Raw genomic sequence first — 512 nt, 5'->3', positions numbered from 1 at the left:
GGTGTGAATGGACGACGCTTTCGAACTCTATGACCTGCGCGTCGAAGCCGTCATTCCCGAGGGCAAGCCGATCTATTGCGGCGCCAAGCCGGGTGACCATTTCGAACTGCGCGGCGAAATGCTGACGCTGCCGCCCGGCCAGGGCTTTTCGATCTATTCGCTCGCCGCCGTCCTGCCCCTGCTCGCCGCCAAACAGCGTCCGACGCATAAGAACGACTGGATGACCTCGGACGCCGAGATCGCCTGCCCTGATCCGAATTGCGCCAGCCGGCTGAGAATTGTGCGGTTGGAGAAACGACGGTTCAGTCACGCCGAGACGACGGCGGTGCCGCTGGTGAGGGAAGAGGATTAGGCGATGTCATTGAAACGGCTGATCAATCGCATTTGGCGTGAAGACCCTCTCTGGCCTGCCGGCCATCTCCCCCACAAGGGGGGAGAAGACTYGCGGCACKCTCCYTGCCTCAATTGGGGCTCCGAGGGGGCGGCTGGGTTAAGCCCCTCCCCCTTGTGGG

General features: G+C 62.9%; 1 protein-coding gene. It reads left to right on the top strand.

The window, feature by feature from the left end:
• The first annotated feature begins 7 nt into the window (after nt 1-7).
• Nucleotides 8-352 carry a TIGR04076 family protein gene (locus tag AC1D0P_RS28285; RefSeq protein WP_477679767.1) on the top strand — a complete coding sequence of 115 codons (345 nt, stop codon included), beginning with the start codon at nt 8-10 and terminating at the stop codon, nt 350-352.
• Nucleotides 353-512 lie beyond the last annotated feature (160 nt).

This window comes from Polaromonas sp. P1_G2 (assembly GCF_056405515.1).
This window is presented reverse-complemented; position numbering and strand designations above follow the sequence as displayed.